Origin of the sequence: Thermococcus thioreducens (assembly GCF_002214545.1) — an archaeon.
GTDB classification, from domain to species: domain Archaea; phylum Methanobacteriota_B; class Thermococci; order Thermococcales; family Thermococcaceae; genus Thermococcus; species Thermococcus thioreducens.
On record NZ_CP015105.1, the window covers coordinates 1946782 to 1963782 of the forward strand.

Sequence of the window (17001 nt, forward strand, 5' to 3'; positions counted from 1 at the left end):
TTCCCACATGCCGAAGCACTTCAAAAGGGGCGTCAAGAGGGAGCACCACTTTCTCAAGGGTATTGAGCGGCCGCTCGAAGAGATAGCCCGGATCCCAGGGGTTAAGAAGGTAATCCCCGGCAGGATATACGCGAGCGATTCCAGGGGCTTCGAGATAAAGGTCTCTAGGGAAACGACCACAGGGCTGAAGCTGATAGCGAAGAGCGATGGGAGCGTTCAGGACGTTTTTCTCGTCGTTGATAAGGCCAACAGGGAGAGGGTTTGGAGGGAGATAGAAAAGAAGATGAGGGGTGGGAAAGGCTAAATCTCCTCAATTTTCGGAACCACCTCTTCTGGGGTTCCCGTCATCACAACCTTTCCTGCGGCTATCACGACGATTCTGTCAGCGAACTCAACCAGCGGGCGCCAGATGTGGGAGACCACGACCATGTTGGCCCCCTTTTCCGCCTGCTCGCCTATGACTTCCGCTACTTCCCTGATTCCCTCCAGGTCGAGGTTCGCCAGTGGCTCGTCCAGGAACACCAGCTCCGGCTTTCCGAGGAATGCCTGGGTCAGACTGATCCTCTTGAGCATTCCAGCAGAGTACTCTCCCATCTTTCTGTCGAGGTAATTCACCGCGGAGAACAGCTCCGCGGCGTTGGTTACCTCTTCCTCCCTCAGACCCTTGACCTCCGCTATGTAACCGAGCCATTCCCTGGCCGTCCTGTGCCTCGGAAGAGCCGGCGGGTCGAAGGAGACGCCTATCCTTTTCCTCAGCCCGTCGTTGCTCCATGGATTTTCCCCGAGAACCTTGATTTCCCCGTTGCTTGGCCTGTAGAGGCCGGCGCAGAGGTTCAGGAAGGTGCTCTTTCCTCCGCCGTTGGGACCGAGTATAAGCGTTAATCCCTCATCGATTTCAAGGTTTATCGAATCCAGGGCAACCAGCCTCCCGAACCGCTTGGTGAGGTTTCTCGCGGTTATCATTTCTTAATCCCCTCCACCAGCAGGATTGCCGCCAGAAGCAGGGCGCTCACTCCACCCAGGCCGTACCTGATGTTGAGCACCGTTACCGAGGGATACCTGTTTATGATCCTGACCGCCATCGTCACCGGTGTCATGGTCTGAACCGAGAAGTAGTAGGGGCCGGAATGCTCCAGCATAACCCTGCCCCTGAAGCTTCCGCTCACGTTCCTCTCAAGGACTGCCCTTCCGCTTTCCGGATCGAAGACCTTGACGTCGTATTCGGTTCCCTCGTCGGCGCTGGAACTCAGCATGACCATTCCCGAGGAGGGCACGATGATCCCCTGCCCCACGAGGACGACCTCAGAAATTGGCTGGGTCAGCACATTCTTCTCTATCGGGAACACGAGGAGGGTCATGATGACCACCGACAGCAGTACCGCCTTCAGGAGCCTCATGAGACGTCCCTCCACTCGCTGAGTATAAGAGCTATCCCCAGCATCACCACCGGAAGGAGAAGCCCCACGTAGAAGGAACCGTCAAGGAACGCCGCTATCCTGTCGGAGGGGTAAAACTGAGTCGTGTAGGCCTTGAAGAACGCATCGTCAATTATCGCAGGGGGAAGGCTCCTCAGTTTGAGCACGAGGGGGACGTAGAGGAGTGTGATGCTCCCGAGGAGGGAGGCGAAGGTGTTTGGTGAGAGCATCGCCACCAGGGCTGAGAGGGACACCACGTAGAGCACCATCATCGCCCAGTAGAGGAGATAGCCCGCTAAAAAGCCCTCTCCAAAGAGTGCCCTACTCATCAGCCCGGGAACGTCCCCGTGGATGTAGATGAAGGCAAGGAACGCCGGCAGGATTGAAGCGAGGAAGAGCAGCACCATCGCCGAGAATGCCTTCGAAAGGACCACCGAGTGGTTCCTGACGGGCAGGCTGTAGATGCTTTTGGCGACCCTCGTGTCCCGGTCATATCTTAGCATCAGCGAGACCAGCAACGCTCCGGTGAGGGCGAATATCGTGTACTCCTCGATCCCCAGCCTTGGCAGGGTGAGGCCAATGTTCTTAGCCGATTCGGAAACTATTACGCTGTCAGGTCCGGCTATCATGAACACGGTATCGTTTCTCGTCAGGCCGGAGAAGAATGTGATGCCGAGCATGATGAAGCCAAAGATGAAGACGATGAGGTTGTATGGGTCTTCAAGCTCCCACCTTATCTGGGCCCTCATTGCCTCACCTCCTCACTTTCAGGATCAGATAGACGACCGCAACAACTCCGGCCAGGGTAGCCAGCTTGATCCACAGGGGACGGTTTTCCTTCTCTTCACGGCTTGGAACGTTATCGGTGGGGGGCAACGAGTGGGTTTGGTTTTTACCGAGAACGTCGTTCTCGTCGGTCTCTGTCATCTCCTCAGATTTTACGTCGTCCGATCCACTCGAAGGCGGCGAGATGACGATTTTCGGATCCTCATCTGCTGGCTTTTTCTCCAGGCTTATCTCAACGGTCTTTGACTCGTTCGGGGCCAGGATTACCTCCACGCTCTTCATGAGGTAGCCCGGGGCCTTCACGGTGAGGTTGTAGCGTCCGGGGCTGAGGGTGAGGTTTCTTGCCACGACCTCCTTACTGTTCAAGAGCACCGTCGCGTTGCCTGGATGGGTCACGACCGTGAGGGTTGCGCTGGCCGGGGAGAGCTTCAGGAAGACGCTTGAGCTCTCGACCAGAACCACCGATTCCCGGGCGGAGAGGTTGCCTCTGGAGGCTATGACCGTGTAGTTCCCGGGTGGAAGGAACAGCGTGGTGGGCGTGACGGCGAAGGCCCTTAGAACCCCATCGGTAACCACTATGGAAGCGTTGCCGGGCTCTGAATTGACTTCAATGGGGACCGTTCTCACAGCCTTCCTTTCCACCGTCAGCGCGGACTTCACCTTTTCCATGTCCACGTTGATGTGGTGAGTCTCATTGGGAACAACCCTGACGACGCTTTCGATGAGATAGTGGTTCTCCGCTATCCCAACGACGTGGGTGTCGATCCTGTGAATTACCGGAATCCGTATCGTTCCGTAGTAACCGATGGCGGTGGCGTTGTGGACATCGTGGGGGATTGCGGGAACGTAGAGGCCCATGGGTGTATAGAAGACGTACCTGTTGTGACCCCCGTTGATGTAGAACGTTAGGCCTTCGGGAACCGAGGTTATTTCCAGCCGCGCCCAGGGGACGAGGTAGGTGGCGTTCCTGACGCTCTCCTGTCGTTCGCTTCCCCCGGGATACACTTCGACATAGAAAATACAGGGATTTCTGTCATCGTCTCCAATGTGCATGAAGGTTCCATTGAGGGTTATGTACACCTCGTCCCTTCCCCGCACTGCGAGGCCCATTGGGTAAGGGTTTGATATGTTAAGATACCCGGAGTTGCTTCCACACCCACCCGGGAACGCAAACGGATTGAAGGGCGGGTTGAGCTTTTCCCGGCTGTAGTTGGCGCTCTCGTTGAAGATTGCCCTTACCGACGCGATTCCCTCCCCTGAAACTGCCTCTTTAATCTCCTCGGGGTTCACGCGAATTATTGTAGCCGTCTCGGCCACCACCGAAACCCGGGCAATCACCGTGACGTTTCCGGTTATCCTGACGGTGTAGTTTCCTGGAGGGAGCGCCAGACCTACGGGAGTAGCGTAAGAGCCTACCCCTACTATCTCAGCCACCAGGCCACTGGGTGCCTCAACGAACAGGTAGCCGGGCTTCTCCATAGCTTCTCCAGTTGAATACACAGGAGGAATGAGCAAACCGGCCATCAAAAATACCAGGAAAAACGCTTTCCACGTCACCTCTTCCACCTCCTTTCCGTCCACAGGAAGACCACAGCGAGAATGACGAGCGAGAGGGCGAAGAAGTACTTAGCCAGCGTCGAAGGTGAACGCCCGCTCCCGTAGTCCGGGAGCTTGACGTTGGTGTCGTAGAGGTTGAACCCCTGAGCCCACCACTCCTTATCTGCCTTTCCCTCATCGATGAGCTTGTACAATTTCCTGGAGTTCACCCTGTCAAGGGCAATTACTTTAACGATGCCCAGACTAACAAGCTCAGGAGTGATATCACAGAGTCCGGTCGTTATTAAAATGCCGGTATCTATGTCATAAACTAACTGAGTTACAATATCAAAGCTTCCTCCTGTTTGTCGATTGTACACAAGATACAGTCCCCTGCCCTCAACGTAGAGGTACGGTGGCATGAAATCTTTGTAGTGTGTGTGGAGTACCCTGTTCTCCATCCATGTATATGAGACGTTCTTTATCGTTATCCTGTCCGAGATGAGGCCATACTTCTTTAGAAAGGCTGGAACAACGATATAGTCATCCTCTTTTGGCAAATGGAGTGGATTCACAAAAAACATGGGTCTGCCAATTGGTGTACCATCTTCTTCATAGTAAAGCATCTCTGTTAGGTTAAGAAGGAGTGTTTTCTTCAAGCTTAATCTGGGAATGATAATTCCCTGTTTAGCACTCACATTATTTAACTCAAGCTCGATCTGAACATACGCAGTATCGCTGGTCGTATTCACGATCTTAATGGTTAGATACATGTCCCCAGAAACCAGGAGGGTCACGGTTGAACTATTGTCCAAATCCTCGATAATGCTCTTGGGGATACCCTGAGGGGGAAGTAACCTAGGCCATACCTCAATAACATTTACCTCTCCTTTTTTTGGATTCGTTGGCATCATCATTGTGTACACCAAATACGTTCCATCTCTGAACCACGAGGGCGTCTTTGGCTTTTCGATGCTTTGTGCTCCTGAGAAGGGTGAAACAACCAGAAAAAGAATTAGAAAAAACAAAACTGCTCTTCTCACGCTGTTTCCCTCCGAAATCATCCGAAATAATTAGGAATGTCTGCAAAGGCAGTTTCTATCGAGCCATATCGGGTGTATGTAACGTAGGCATACGATCTTTTTGAGTCTATCTTAAGCCCCTTGCTTATCACTTCGACTCCTTTTGCTGTGGCTGTTCCGTAAACTGTGTCTGTGAGAACCATCTTGAACTGGCCGTTGCATACGAGGACTTGCCCGTGTATGCCTGTCCATACCCATTCGTTGTCGCTCCACTGCCTAACGTCGCTGTTGTGGTCCCAGGGCGTCCAGCAGCTCTGGGTGGAAACGCTACCTGCCGCATTCACGAGGCCGATCAACAGTCCTCCAAGGAGGAGGACTCCGAGTAATATCCTACGCTTCATGGTATCGCCTCCATAGAAGGCGTTAGTAATAACTTATTGAGCCTTATAAGTCTTACGTTTTAAGGTTGTGTTTAGCACACTGGATTTGATAGGTCTAAAAACAGTTAACGCCTGTCGTATGGGAATAAATCTCTAACTGGATAATCGTATGCCGTCCTAGAGAATGTACCTGTAGAAACCCAACGGATCCGAAAGGATTTGGGGGATTCGATTAAAGTTCCCCCTTCCCCTCAAAGAACGCCTCAAGCTCCTCGTCGCTTACCTCATCGTCAGCCTGGGTATATCCAAGCTCCCTCTTCTGAAGTTCTATGAGGCCGGGCGTGAGGAGGAGCTTTCCGTTCAGCTTTGGCACCGCGTAGTGGAGCGTTATCTCGCTGAACTCGTCCAGCTTTATCGTGGGATTAAGCTCGTACTCAATCTCGTCCAGCCGCTTCCCTTCGGCAATGAGCTTTGCCACTATCGCCGAGCCGTCTATGGAGAACTGGACGCTCCCTATGTGCCTGGCCTTCGCTCCTTCGATCTTTTCTGTTATGAACTTCTTGGTCTTTCCGGTGAACTCGAAGTCCCCGAGGATTCCACCCACGACGATTATGCTGTCCTCCCCAATATCCTCAGGTTTCAGCTCCTCCTCAGCGAAGGGGTCGAGGATTATGAGCTTCGACCTGTCGAAGGGGAACTCGGTAACGCTCTGGCTCAAAACGCTCCCCAGCTTCGCGAGTTCTTCCCTTTCATGGGGTTCTACGTTGGTGAATATCAGCTTCTCCCCCCACCACTCGCTCGCGTGCCTGTACTCCAGCAGTACCCAGTCGCGTAGCTCCTCCAGGTGTTCTATGAGCAGGTAAGGCATGAGCACCACCACGCCCGCTTTGCCCTTTGGTCTTAAAAGCCTGCCGACTTCCCGGAACTGCCCAGTTAGAGTTTTAATCCGGAAGGCGAACTTCATAGCATGAGCTTCAGGGAAAAGTATTCGAGGCTGGGCGAGAGGTACGAGCGCATAGACGGGCCGCTTGAGAGGTTCTTCGACCCCCTGAGGAGGAAGGCGGCCGCCTTTGTTTCCGGGAAGATCTTGGAGGTCGGTGTGGGGACGGGCTTGATGCTCCCCTACTATCCAAAGGACATAGAACTCCACGCAATAGATGCCGTCCCGGAGATGCTGAGAGTGGCGGAGAAGAAGGCCAAGGAACTCGGCCTGAATGCCAGCTTTTACGTCATGGACGCCGAGAACCTTGAATTCCCGGACGGGAGCTTTGACACCGTGGTCTCGACCTTCGTGTTCTGCACTGTCCCGAACCCGGAGAAGGCGATGAAAGAAATCCATCGCGTCCTGAGGCCGGGCGGGAGGGCGGTATTCCTCGAACACACAAAAAGCGACTGCAGGCTGATCAACTGGCTCTTCCTCAAGCCCCTTGACATTCTCCTCGGGTGGCTAATAGAGGACAACACCCTCCGGGAAACCCACAGACTGGTGGGAGAGTACTTCAAGGTCGAGCACGAGGAGAGCCACTATGGCGGGATTGTGAGGATTATTGTGGGGAGAAAGGAGGGATAAAACTTTTAAAGTCCGGGGATGCCTTATATTACGGGCTGAACAGTGCGGTGGTAGTCTAGCCTGGTCTAGGACACCGGCCTTCCAAGCCGGTGACCCGGGTTCAAATCCCGGCCACCGCACCATAATATTCTGGTGGGCGCATCTTTTCTAGACCCAACGGTTTTGGGACGACGTCCTCCTAAAAACAATCTATGGAAATATCACCCATAAAGGATAAAAACCGTGAAAATCCAAAAAGAGAAAAGCTCACTTCAGCTTTTCGAGAATTATGGCAGGGCAGACCTTTGTAACGCCCTCGATTTTGCCTATCCTGTTGGAGATTATGTCGGAGAGATCCTCCCCGTCCTTGGCCCATACCTCGGCCATTATCATGTGGTCACCGCTCGTGAGGTAGACGCTCCTGACAAACTCAAACTCCTTGAGCTTGCTCGCAACGTCGAATATCTTCTCCGGCAGTGTGTCAACGCCAGTGAGGCTGACGAGGTTGTAGCCGAGCTTCGATGGGTCAACGACAACGGTGTACTGCTTGATAACTCCTGCCTCCTCAAGGGCCTTAACCCTCTTCCTGACGGCTGTCTCGCTGATGCCCAGAACCTTGGCTATCTCCGTGAAAGGAGTACGGGCATCCTTAGTGAGCATGTCGATTATAATCCTGTCCCTTTCATCAAGCATTTTTTCATCACCTCTGTTCAATGTTATGCAGACTAAGTATATTAAGTTTTTGAACCTATTGGTTCTAAAGTTAAACCTTGAGTTTAAGTTTGACAACCGTCTCCACGTGAGGCGTGTGCGGGAACATGTCGAGTCCAACGGCACTCTCCACGGTGTACCTCTCGGAGAGGGCATTTAGATTGTCTTTGAGCGTCTTTGGATTGCAGGAGACGTAAACGATGCTTTGCGGTCCCTCTTTTAAGAATTTTCTTACCAATCTCGGATGCAACCCTGCCCTCGGCGGATCCACGATTACCGTGTCGTATTTCGAAAGATTTTCGACATCTTTGTCCTCTCCAACCTTGAAGGTTGCCTCAACGCCGTTCAGCTGGGCGTTTTTATTGGCCATCTCCACGGCAAAGGGGTTAATCTCAATCCCCTCTACGCTAAAGCCCCTCTTGGCGAGGTATATCCCAAAGGTTCCAACGCCAGAGTACAGGTCGAGCACCCTCTCCCCATCAATGAGTTTGGCCACTTCCCTGACGAGGTGAACCGCCCCATAGCTGTTGGTCTGGAAAAAGCTGTTGGGATGTATGAGGTAGGTAGTGTCGTCGAGCCTTTCCCGTATAAACTCGGAGCCCCAGAACTTTTCCACATCGCCGTGGGAGACATCGCTCTTGGTCCTGTTAACGCTCCAGTAGACCGAGGTGGCGTAGTCGAAGTATTCCGGGAACTCCGCGGGAAGCTCGCCCTCCGAGGTGACGAGGTTCACCATAAGCTCTCCCGTGAACTTGCCCTCCCTGATGACTATGTACCTCAAAAATCCCTCGTTCCTGCGGATCTCATACAGGCTCGGTTTGAAGTCCTCTATGAAGTCCCTCAGGGAGTGGAGGACCTTCCGGCTGGAGTCGCCGAAGACGGGACACCCCTCAATATCGACAGCGTCCCACCACGTACCGCGCCGCCTGAAGCCGATGCCGTTTGTCGAAATAACAACATCAATGCGATTTCTGTGACCATATATCACCGGTGATGGGATAACATTGACATCAAAACCCAGAATTTGGGACAACTTGTCAGATTTGAACCTGCCCTGTTCATCGTAGGGAATGTGCTGGAGCAGGCAACCGCCGCATGTCCCGAAGTGGGGGCACCTCGGCTCAATCCGCATCGAAGAAGGCTTTATCACCTCAAAATCGGTCGCCACGAGGGTTCTCTTCTTCTTTCGCCATCTCCGTACTTCCACCTCGTCGCCAGGTGCCGTGAAGGGAACATGGACATCCCTCTTTCCAAGCCTCACAACTCCCAGTCCCTCGTTGTCAAGCCTCTCAACGACCCCGCGCATGATTCCCTCTTCAGCAGTCGCTTTATAAACCTGCCCTTGTACATGTGCCAATCATGTCCACAGAAGGTTTATGTAGGTGGTATGAGTAACTGAATATTGGTGCCCCTGATGTTCGGCAGGCGTAAGGACGTTGTTTATAAGGTTCTTGCCACCAAAAAGAGGGCCGTGGCGCTCCAGGCCCTGAGTGCCGAGCTTGAAACACCAATGCCCGCGGTTCTCAAGACCGTCAAACAGCTTGAATCCGACGGTCTGGTGGAGGTCTTCTACGGCCAGAACAAGGCTTCAATAATGGTCAGGGCAAAGACCATAGAGGATTTTATATAATTCCTCCAAGTCAATTTTTAAATAATGCACGGACGGAGGTTCAAACAGTGGTATCCGTGGTGATAACCGGCAGAGGCGGCGCTGGAAAGACGACGATGACCGCCAACCTAAGCACGTACTTCTCCAAGAGCGGGTACAGAACGCTCGTCATAGACGGCGACCTTTACCTGCCCAAACTTGCTTTCCATTTTGGAATATACAACCCGGTCTACAACCTCCACACCCTTCTGAAGAACCCAGACATGCGCGTTCTCAACGCCGTTTACCACGACATCAACACAGGAGTTGACGTGCTTCCGGGTAGCTCAAGGCTGTGCGATGTCATCGACCTCGACAGCAAGAGACTCAGGGACATCGTGAGGGAGATTTCGACGAGATACCAGCTGACGATAATAGACTCCCCAGTTGGCATACCATTCGACACCATATCTACCTTCAGACTGGCACAGTATCAGATTATTGTGCTGGAAATAGAGAGATCCCCCATACGCTCGGTTCATAAAATGATAGAAAATGAGGTAATCAAGCTCAAGGCTCTGGGTGAGGCCTACGGGCTGAGAGTGGGAGTGATAATAAACAAGGTCAGGGAGTCGTCCCGCAACATCGACGACGTTGTGGACTTCCTTGAGTACAGCGTTGATGTTCCGGTCGTTGGGATCATCCCCTACGACCCCAAGGTCCCAGAGGCGACGAATGTAGGGCGCCCGGTTCTGGAGTACGCGCCCCATGCGCCAGCATCAAAGGCAATCAGAGAAGCCGGTGATGTTCTGAACGGATGGATATTTGGAAAAGAGACGAAAAAGGACGGAGTGCTCCACAGACTTTATGAAGCCATAGTGTCATTTCTTCATTTCGGCAGAGTCCCTGCGGGCAAAAAGCTCTGAGACCGTGACAAGGGATATGAATCTGTACCTCTCTTCTATTCTCTCGCCTGCCCCCTCTTCCCTGTCAACGACCACGCTTATAGCGACTATCTCAGCTCCGGCCCTCTCCAGAACTTCAGCGGCTTTCAGGACACTCCCACCGGTCGTTGTGACGTCCTCGACGAGGAGTATCCTCTCGCCGGGCTTCACCTCTCCCTCGATCTGGCTCCCTGTGCCGTGTCCCTTGGGTTTTTTGCGGACTACGACTAGGGGCTTTCCGGTTTCAAGTGAAAGAGCGGTCGCTATCGGCACTGCCCCCAGCTCCGGGCCCGCAATCCTGTCGAACTCAATGCCAAGCTCTTTAACCTTTTTCGCCATCAGCCTCGCGATGAGTCTTAATGCTTTCGGATTCGTGGACAGTTTCTTGACGTTGATGTAGTAGTCGCTCTCTTTTCCGGAGGTCAGCACGAAGCGGCCGAAGAGTATCGCCCCCTCGGAGAAGAACGTATCAATGAGCTGATCCTTCATATCCTCCATTTTGAACACCTTGGTGTAAATTTCTTGGCAGTTCCAGGAGAAAATATACACTGGATTTAAAAAAGTTGACGTCAACGTTAATAAGGGAAATGGTGGAAAAAATACCATGCTCACGCCGGAGAAGGTCATCGAGTACTACTTCGGAATCATAACCGCAGTTGGCGGCCTTTCCGTTCTGCTGGCAGTCAAGTACACCCTCCAGAGGTGGCGCTCCTTCCCCGAGAGCGGCTGGAAGGTTCAATCCTTCGCCATCGGGGTGCTCGGCCTTATCTTGGCTTCAATCCTTGAGGCACCGTTTCTGTTTCTCGGTACGTGGATTGCACTGGCCTTTGCTGCCGGCATAATCGAGGAGTCTGTGAAGCTCCTGCCCCTGAAGTTCTTCGAGCGCTCTCAGGAGTGGGAGAGATGGAAGCTCGTCATTGGTACCGGACTGTTCCTGGGAGTTGTGGAGGGAATAATGTACACCGCCGGAATCTTCACCCTTAACCAGCCGGCTTATCTCGTCGGGGTCAGAATAGTCCTTATGGGACTGCACACCATCTGGGCAGCCATAACCGCCGGTTTCCTTCTCGGCGAAAGGGGATGGAAACGCTTCGCCGGATTACTGTTCTCAATGATCGCCCACACATTCTACGACCTCCCACCCCTGGCCATGGTGGACGGCTATTCCGGAACCGTTGTGGCTTATCTTGCCGGACTGTCGGCAGGTTTCCTCATCGTGACACCGCTAATGGCAAAAAGGGCCGCCGAGCTGGCAGGGAGGCTTGCTCCAAGGGAGGATGAAGGAAGGGGTGGAGTGCCGGAGAACATTGAAGAAACGGAGGAAATCAGCGCTTCGCCTTGAACCTCTCCTGGAACTCGTAGAGCTGGGCTATGCGCTCGATAGTGTCGGCCTCCTCGGGACTCTTGTCCTCCCTCAAAGCCACGTAGCGCGGGAAGCGGAGGGCAAAGCCGCTCTCGTACTTCGGACTCTTCTGTATCTCCTGGTAGGTGACCTGGATAACGACCTTCGGCTCTATCTCGACGAGCTTTCCTTCTTCACGGACTATGAGAGGCCTGAGCATCCTGGTGAACTCGGCCAGATCCTCGTCGGTGAAGCCACTCCCGACCTTTCCGACCGGGACGAACTCGCCGCTGTGCGGGTCGAAGGCCGCAACCAGGAAGGAGCCGAGGAGGTGTGCGCGCCTGCCTTCACCCCATTCGGCGCCGATTATGACGAGGTCAAGGTCCTCCATCGTGGGCTTTATCTTGAGCCACTTCTTGCCCCTGTTTCCGGGCTCGTAAACCGAATCCAGGCGCTTCGCCATCAGCCCCTCGTGGCCGAGCTCAAGGGCACGCTGATAGAACTCCTCCGCCTCGTCGGCGCTGGTGGTTACCAGCTGCTCCGCCAGCCTTATCCGCTCCCCCGGGGAAATTATCTCCTCCAGCTTCTTCCTGCGCTCGGAGAAGGGCGTGTCTATCAGCCCCTCACCGTCAACGTAGAGGACGTCGAAGAGGTTCAGCTCCAGCGGGATTTTCTCTATCATCTCCTCGATGTTGTACTTTCTCCTGAAGCGCCTAAGCACGTACTGGAAGGGCCTGGGCTTCCCGCCCTCGCCCACGGCAACGAGCTCGCCCTCCACGATGGCCCTTTCAGCTTTTACGCTCCCCAGGACAGCGTCAACGACCTCGGGGATGGATCTTGTCACGTTCTCCAGCCGGCGGGAGTAGATAACAACCCTGTCGCCGTCCTTGTGAACCTGGACGCGCGCGCCGTCGTACTTAATCTCAAACGCCGCCTTCCCACCCATTTCCACCAGGGCTTCCTTCACGCTCGCCGCGTTCTGGGCAAGCATCGGTCTTATGGGCTTGCCCACCTGAATCCTGACCTTTGAGAGGCCATCGTTGCCCTCAAGCTTGGCCACCTTCGCCACATATCCGAAGTCACTGGTGAGCATGTAGGCCCTCTCGACGAGCTCGGCCTTGACGCCGAAGGCGCTCGCTATGGCGTCCCTCATGAGTCCCTCGGCAACGCCGGTTCTCATCGTTCCAAGAACCGTTCTGGCGAGGTATTTGCCCTCCTCTGGTTGAGCATCCATGAAGAGGTTGGCTAGGTACTTCAGCTTTCTGTCCTGACTCCCCTGCCCGCTCGCCTCCGCTATCTTAACGAACGTGCCGTAAACGCGCTTTATCGTGAGGGGCTGGGAAAAGAAGCTCTTCTGCTTTTTCTTCTTCAGGGCTAAAGCGACGCTCTCTCCCAAATCACCGGTGTCCCTCACCGAGTTCTCTATCTCGCGCTCTGGAACGCCGGTTGCCATGGAGACGGCCTTTATGAGGAGCTTCTCGCCAACGCCGAGTTCTCTCTCATCCCAGTCTGGGAAGACCTTTCCGAGAATGAGGTAGGGGACTATCTCCAGGAGATCATCGGGGGTTCTCTTCAGAAAATCGGAGACGAACCTCGTCTTAAGGGTCTTGAGGGTCGTTTTTTCCAGGCGTCTGTAAAGGTCAGCGAGTTCGGCGTATTTCATCCTCACCACCTAGAAGGGAGTTATGGAACAGGGAGATAAAAGGGTTTAGCCGACCCACCTTCCCACCACGGGCCGGCCCTCATGGATTCCTGTCACATCGTAGGGCAGGTTGAGATCTGAGACCAAGCTTATGGCCTTCTCCACCTCGTCCTCCCGGAGAAGGGCAAAGAGCCCCCTTCCGAGCATTATCATGGAGCTGGGATTTCTAAGTACTCTGTCAAGCTCCCCCGCCAGCTCAAGGAGCTCACCGCTCAGGAGGCCGGTTCTCTCCGCGAACCCTCTCGCGAGGGACATCATTCTCTCAGGCCTTGGTTCCATGAGGAGCTTCTCAAGGGCTTTCCTTCCCTCGCGCTCTATGGTTCTCACGACATCGCCGTCTAGGACTTCCCTAGTTGAGAGCCTTCCAAGAGGCACCACGAGAACTTTGTATCCCTCAAAGAACAGGTTGTCAACGACGCCGACGCCAGGGCCGCCTGCCTTAACGCGAACCTCCATCCCGCCGGCGAGCTGGGCTATCACATCCCCAAGGCCGCCCCTGTTGAGAACCTCATACCTGTGCGCTGTCTGAGCGGCCCTAAGCCACGTCCCGCCGAAGGTGTAGCTTAACGTTAAGGCCGTTCCCAGAGCGCCGCCGGCGCTGTTGCCGAAGCCGTACCCGTTCGGAAAATCGAAGTACTGCCATATTTCAACATCTCCACGGAAATCCTCTGGAACGAGTTCATCCGCGACGGAGTAGCTTATGACTGCCCTTTTCTTCCCAACCGGCTCGCCGTTGAAGGCTATGTGTACGTGCCTCTCAAGGGAGCCCTCCTCGACGCTCGCGAAGACGTTGACACCCTTGTCGAGGTTCACGCCCGCCCCAAGGGAGCCGGCCTTGAGCGGGTCATCGTGAAAGGCTGGGACGAAGAAGGCCGTTATGTGAGCCGGAACGAAAGCCCTTACGAGCACTCTCTCACCTCCGAGAAAAGATGGGACTTTGCCTTTTAAAAGTGGCGAGAAAAGGAAGGGGAAAGCTCACTCTTCAACCACGTAGATTGGCACCTTTCCGTGCGGTATGCCGTACCTCTTGCCGTACCACTCGCTGAGGACGTACCATGCTCCAATGAGAAGCACTATTCCCGCGGGCAGGAGTATGATCCAGCTCCTGACTCCAAGACCAAAGAGGAGATAGAGCACGACGCCTATCGACGCAACGGTAAAGGCGTAGGGTATCTGCGTTGTTACGTGGTCTATGTGGTCGCTTCCGGAGAACATGGAACTCATAATCGTCGTATCGCTGATCGGGGAGCAGTGGTCACCGAATATCGAGCCGGTAAAAGTGGCTCCAATGGTTGCAAAGACTATCTCGTTGACGTGGCCGTTGGTTAGGGCAAGGCTGAGCTGAACTCCGAGCGGGACCATTATGGCAAAGGTTCCCCAGCTGGTTCCGGTCGTGAAGGCAACGAACATCGCCGCGAGGAACATTATGAGCGGCATCCAGGGGCCGAGGTTAGCTCCAGAACCCGTTGCGAGGTTGATGATGTAGGTGCCGGTTCCGACCGCATCTGCGGCCGTACCAAGGCTCCATGCAAGGACAAGGATGGTGTTGGCAAAGAGCATCTGCTTCATTCCCCTGACGACGGTGTCCTCCCACTCCTCAATGCTCATCTTCTTCCTTCCCAGGAGCATTATACTCGCCACGAGAACCATTGTAAAGCTTCCCCAGAGGAGAGCCGTTGCAGCGTCAGCCTCGCGGAAGGACTCGACGAAGCTGTAGTTGAGGAAGTTCACGCCAAATGGGTTCTCAAGCTCGGTCCACCATCCGAGGTCCTGGCTGTAGGCTTCGAGGTTCGCCGCCCCGGTATACCATAGGCCCATCATGGAGACGAAGACCAGCACGAGGATGGGTATCACGAAATCCCAGAGGCTGCCGCCTTCCTTGGGCATTCCGAGGTCTATCTCCGTCGTCATGAGCGGCTTCGCACCATCGCGGAGAACCTTTCCTTCCGTCCTTGCACGCATCTCCGCTTTGAGCATCGCCCCATAGTGCCTGTGGGTGTAGGCCACTATCAGAACCAGGAGAATCGCGAGTATCGAGTAGAACCTGAAGGGGACGCTTGAAAGCCAGGCATCGTAGGAGTTATACGCCACTTTCGCGGCATCGAATCCCTTTCCTATCATCGCCAGCTCGTAGCCTATCCACGTTGAGATTAGGGCAAGGCCCGCCACAGGTGCAGCTGTTGAGTCATCTATGTAGGCGAGCATCTCCCTCGAAACCCTCGTCCTGTCGGTTATTGGCCTCATGGTGTTGCCGACTATTATCGTGTTTGTGTAATCGTCGAAGAACACCAGCACACCCATAAGCCATCCTAAGACAGAAGCACCCCTGCTCGTCTTTACCTTCTTTGAGAGCGCCTTTGCGAGTGCGTGCACTCCTCCGGACTTGTATATCAGACCGACACCAGCTCCAATCAGGAAGTCGAAGATGAGTATCCTGGCGTTCCAGTCATCGGTGACGCTGCCCACTATCCACTCTAGGCTCTGAGTGGTTCCGGTCACTGGATTCCAGCCCGCAACCATGAGCCCACCAATCCAGACACCCGCAAACAGCGCCAAGACAACCCTCTTCGTCCATATCGCCAGTATAATAGCCACCAGTGGCGGCAGCAGAGACAGTATTCCGAAATCTGACATTTGCCCACCTCCAAAGGTATTTCACCAGGGAAACCTCGGGTTTCAATATAAATCTTCCGGAATGTCTTTTGCCATAATGACATTATTTTTGAAAATTCTGTTAGACATTTCCATACATTTGAACCAAATTTCCTGTGCCCTAGTGAATACTGGCGTACTCCTGCATTAATGAATACTCTCAAGTACAATAGTGCACACTAATCCCATAAAAATCTTTCCCAGAAAAAGCTTCAGAGCAGAGGCATTTGGGCTTGAAAAACACCAAGCAGGGATAGATTACTTGGAAGAGTAATTGAAAAGTGGGGGTAGTTTCATGGAGAACCGCCGATGAGTTCCATCAGTTTCTGGAAATCCTTCCTCAGCTCCTCCTTCAGAGGGGGACGGTATAGGGCCACTGCCGGATGATACATCGGCATTATGACGAATCTCCCGAAAAGGGTGTGTGTCTCGAAAGTTTTTCCGTGTATCTTGCTTATCGGCGCGGCTTCGAAGCCGAACTTCTCAAGGATATAGCGCATCGAGTGCCTGCCGAGCGGGACTATGACCTTCGGCCTGATGATGTCAATCTGTCTGTCAAGGTAGGGGGAGCAGGCCCTGATTTCCTCATCTGTGGGGTCGCGGTTTTCCGGGGGACGGCACTTCACGATGTTGGTGATGTAGACCTCGTCCCTGGTGAGGCCTATCTCAGCCAGAAGCTCATCGAGGACTTTACCGGCTCTCCCAACGAAGGGAAGGCCCTTTTGATCCTCCCAGTACCCCGGTGCCTCCCCAACGAACATGATTTTTGCATCGTAGCTTCCCGAACCGGGCACGGCGTTCGTTCTGAGCTGGCCGAGCGGGCACTTCTGGCACGCCCTAATCCGCTCTTCAAGCTTTCTCATTGCCTCTTCCCTGCCCATGAAAACACCTCATCTCTCGAGTGCGAGGGTCTTCTGGCTCAGGTAGGCTTTGAGGAACTCGACCCATGCCGTATAGTAGCCCTTCTCGTACTCGTCCCTGAACTCGTGTTCAAGGATGGATTCAAAGTGCCCAAGGAGCTTCTCGGCCTTTTCCCGGTCGTGCTCGTTTATCAGCTGGACTATGAGTGCATCCGTGTCGTTGTCCTTCAGGGCGCTCATGAACCCGTTTATTGCCTTCCCGTAGCCCCTGCCCCACTCATCGGAGCCGGCCATCTTCTGGAGCTTCTCCAGGTGCGCCTTTGCCTTTGTGAAGTCCCTCCTCAGCAGGGCGCGGAGGAACATTTCCATCCTCATTTCCCTCGCAGGCATCTCACCACCGCACTAAGTTTGAGGGTCTGTTTTTAACCTTACCTTTTTCCTCTCGGAAGCCCACACCCCATGGCATGTCAGCTCTCTACCCAAGTATGGGGCATAGATATGCAGGAAAATCTTC

Annotated in this window: 20 protein-coding genes and 1 tRNA gene; 6 read left to right on the forward strand and 15 right to left on the reverse strand. The window is 54.1% G+C overall.

Annotation, left to right across the window (positions count from 1 at the left end):
- Positions 1 to 7: 7 nt before the first annotated feature.
- Positions 8 to 304: a DUF2103 domain-containing protein gene (locus tag A3L14_RS10800; protein WP_055428467.1), complete on the forward strand. Its 297-nt coding sequence runs from the start codon at positions 8 to 10 to the stop codon at positions 302 to 304.
- Here A3L14_RS10800 and A3L14_RS10805 read toward each other — a convergent pair.
- The 7 genes from A3L14_RS10805 to A3L14_RS10835 all read right to left on the reverse strand — a co-directional run bounded on the left by A3L14_RS10805 (position 301) and on the right by A3L14_RS10835 (position 6007).
- Complete coding sequence (locus tag A3L14_RS10805) at positions 301 to 963, reverse strand: ABC transporter ATP-binding protein (protein ID WP_055428466.1); 663 nt, start codon at positions 961 to 963, stop codon at positions 301 to 303. The genes A3L14_RS10800 and A3L14_RS10805 overlap by 4 nt on opposite strands.
- Positions 960 to 1397 carry a hypothetical protein gene (locus A3L14_RS10810; protein WP_055428465.1) on the reverse strand — a complete coding sequence of 146 codons (438 nt, stop codon included), beginning with the start codon at positions 1395 to 1397 and terminating at the stop codon, positions 960 to 962. The genes A3L14_RS10805 and A3L14_RS10810 overlap by 4 nt, the downstream gene beginning before the upstream one ends.
- Positions 1394 to 2164, reverse strand: coding sequence for a hypothetical protein (locus tag A3L14_RS10815; RefSeq protein ID WP_055428464.1), 771 nt, complete (start codon positions 2162 to 2164; stop codon positions 1394 to 1396). The genes A3L14_RS10810 and A3L14_RS10815 overlap by 4 nt, the downstream gene beginning before the upstream one ends.
- A 4-nt stretch (positions 2165 to 2168) precedes the next feature.
- Positions 2169 to 3758 carry a PEGA domain-containing protein gene (locus tag A3L14_RS10820; RefSeq protein ID WP_055428585.1) on the reverse strand — a complete coding sequence of 530 codons (1590 nt, stop codon included), beginning with the start codon at positions 3756 to 3758 and terminating at the stop codon, positions 2169 to 2171.
- The gene (locus A3L14_RS10825) at positions 3755 to 4780 is read right to left on the reverse strand and encodes a hypothetical protein (protein ID WP_143597831.1); all 1026 of its coding nucleotides are present in this window, start codon (positions 4778 to 4780) and stop codon (positions 3755 to 3757) included. The genes A3L14_RS10820 and A3L14_RS10825 overlap by 4 nt, the downstream gene beginning before the upstream one ends.
- A 17-nt stretch (positions 4781 to 4797) precedes the next feature.
- Positions 4798 to 5160: a hypothetical protein gene (locus A3L14_RS10830; protein ID WP_055428462.1), complete on the reverse strand. Its 363-nt coding sequence runs from the start codon at positions 5158 to 5160 to the stop codon at positions 4798 to 4800.
- A gap of 211 nt (positions 5161 to 5371) precedes the next feature.
- Positions 5372 to 6007: a hypothetical protein gene (locus tag A3L14_RS10835; RefSeq protein ID WP_055428461.1), complete on the reverse strand. Its 636-nt coding sequence runs from the start codon at positions 6005 to 6007 to the stop codon at positions 5372 to 5374.
- Between the two features lie 99 nt (positions 6008 to 6106).
- Here A3L14_RS10835 and A3L14_RS10840 point away from each other — a divergent pair, with 99 nt between their 5' ends.
- A complete protein-coding gene (locus A3L14_RS10840; RefSeq protein ID WP_055428460.1) occupies positions 6107 to 6709 on the forward strand; it encodes a class I SAM-dependent methyltransferase in 603 nt (200 codons plus the stop codon).
- Between the two features lie 44 nt (positions 6710 to 6753).
- Positions 6754 to 6831, forward strand: a tRNA-Gly gene (locus A3L14_RS10845).
- A 124-nt stretch (positions 6832 to 6955) separates the two neighbouring features.
- Here the strand turns inward: A3L14_RS10845 and lrpA are convergent.
- Positions 6956 to 7381 carry an HTH-type transcriptional regulator LrpA gene (gene lrpA / locus A3L14_RS10850; protein ID WP_055428459.1) on the reverse strand — a complete coding sequence of 142 codons (426 nt, stop codon included), beginning with the start codon at positions 7379 to 7381 and terminating at the stop codon, positions 6956 to 6958.
- A gap of 70 nt (positions 7382 to 7451) precedes the next feature.
- Positions 7452 to 8705: a 23S rRNA (uracil(1939)-C(5))-methyltransferase RlmD gene (gene rlmD / locus A3L14_RS10855; protein ID WP_088886141.1), complete on the reverse strand. Its 1254-nt coding sequence runs from the start codon at positions 8703 to 8705 to the stop codon at positions 7452 to 7454.
- A 108-nt stretch (positions 8706 to 8813) separates the two neighbouring features.
- On the opposite strand from rlmD, the gene A3L14_RS10860 reads away from it, so the two are divergent.
- Both A3L14_RS10860 and A3L14_RS10865 read left to right on the forward strand, forming a co-directional pair.
- Positions 8814 to 9029, forward strand: a complete 216-nt coding sequence (locus A3L14_RS10860; RefSeq protein WP_055428457.1) for a helix-turn-helix domain-containing protein — start codon at positions 8814 to 8816, stop codon at positions 9027 to 9029.
- 47 nt (positions 9030 to 9076) lie between these two features.
- A complete protein-coding gene (locus tag A3L14_RS10865) occupies positions 9077 to 9913 on the forward strand; it encodes a MinD/ParA family ATP-binding protein (RefSeq protein WP_074631538.1) in 837 nt (278 codons plus the stop codon).
- Here A3L14_RS10865 and pyrE read toward each other — a convergent pair.
- The gene (gene pyrE / locus A3L14_RS10870; protein ID WP_074631559.1) at positions 9869 to 10420 is read right to left on the reverse strand and encodes an orotate phosphoribosyltransferase; all 552 of its coding nucleotides are present in this window, start codon (positions 10418 to 10420) and stop codon (positions 9869 to 9871) included. The genes A3L14_RS10865 and pyrE overlap by 45 nt on opposite strands.
- A gap of 115 nt (positions 10421 to 10535) precedes the next feature.
- Here pyrE and A3L14_RS10875 point away from each other — a divergent pair, with 115 nt between their 5' ends.
- Positions 10536 to 11273: a PrsW family glutamic-type intramembrane protease gene (locus A3L14_RS10875; protein WP_055428455.1), complete on the forward strand. Its 738-nt coding sequence runs from the start codon at positions 10536 to 10538 to the stop codon at positions 11271 to 11273.
- On the opposite strand, the gene A3L14_RS10880 is transcribed toward A3L14_RS10875, so the two are convergent.
- The 5 genes from A3L14_RS10880 to A3L14_RS10900 form a co-directional block, all read right to left on the reverse strand.
- Complete coding sequence (locus A3L14_RS10880) at positions 11257 to 12936, reverse strand: ATP-dependent DNA ligase (protein WP_055428454.1); 1680 nt, start codon at positions 12934 to 12936, stop codon at positions 11257 to 11259. The genes A3L14_RS10875 and A3L14_RS10880 overlap by 17 nt on opposite strands.
- Before the next feature lie 45 nt (positions 12937 to 12981).
- Positions 12982 to 13884 carry a pantoate kinase gene (locus tag A3L14_RS10885; protein WP_055428453.1) on the reverse strand — a complete coding sequence of 301 codons (903 nt, stop codon included), beginning with the start codon at positions 13882 to 13884 and terminating at the stop codon, positions 12982 to 12984.
- 66 nt (positions 13885 to 13950) lie between these two features.
- The gene (locus A3L14_RS10890; RefSeq protein ID WP_055428452.1) at positions 13951 to 15609 is read right to left on the reverse strand and encodes a Na+/H+ antiporter NhaC family protein; all 1659 of its coding nucleotides are present in this window, start codon (positions 15607 to 15609) and stop codon (positions 13951 to 13953) included.
- A 311-nt stretch (positions 15610 to 15920) separates the two neighbouring features.
- Positions 15921 to 16508, reverse strand: coding sequence for a type-4 uracil-DNA glycosylase (gene udg / locus A3L14_RS10895; protein ID WP_055428451.1), 588 nt, complete (start codon positions 16506 to 16508; stop codon positions 15921 to 15923).
- A 9-nt stretch (positions 16509 to 16517) separates the two neighbouring features.
- Positions 16518 to 16877, reverse strand: coding sequence for a hypothetical protein (locus tag A3L14_RS10900; protein ID WP_055428450.1), 360 nt, complete (start codon positions 16875 to 16877; stop codon positions 16518 to 16520).
- Positions 16878 to 17001 lie beyond the last annotated feature (124 nt).